The following is a 440-nucleotide window of genomic DNA, read 5'->3' on the forward strand; positions in this document are numbered from 1 at the left end:
GCCGCCCGCGACAATGGCGAGACGCCAGGCATCGACCGCACCGCCAAGCTGTTCATTGGTGGCAAGCAGGTGCGCCCCGACGGCAACTATGCGCTGCCGGTGCTGACGCCGAAGGGCAAGCTCGCGGGCGAGGTCGGTCTCGGCAGCCGCAAGGACATCCGCGACGCAGTCTCGGCCGCACGCGCCTGCAGGGCCTGGCCGGAAGCGACCGCCTACAACCGGGCCCAGGTTCTTTATTACCTCGCCGAAAACCTCTCCGGCCGCACTGAGGAGTTCGCAACCCGCATCTCGGAACTGACCGGTGCCAGCCACAAGGCCGCCAAGGCAGAGGTCGAACAATCGATCGAACGGCTGTTCTTCTACGCCGGCATGGCCGACAAGTTCGAGGGCAGGGTGCACCAGCCGCCGGCACGCACGGTGACATTGGCGCTGCATGAGCC

General features: G+C 67.0%; 1 protein-coding gene. It reads left to right on the forward strand.

What is annotated here, in order from left to right; translation table 11 throughout:
* Window positions 1-440 (forward strand): aldehyde dehydrogenase family protein (locus NDO48_RS29075; protein ID WP_267322897.1); only part of this gene is annotated, 440 nt, incomplete at both ends.

The organism is Aminobacter sp. MET-1, from assembly GCF_026521175.1.
GTDB lineage: Bacteria > Pseudomonadota > Alphaproteobacteria > Rhizobiales > Rhizobiaceae > Aminobacter.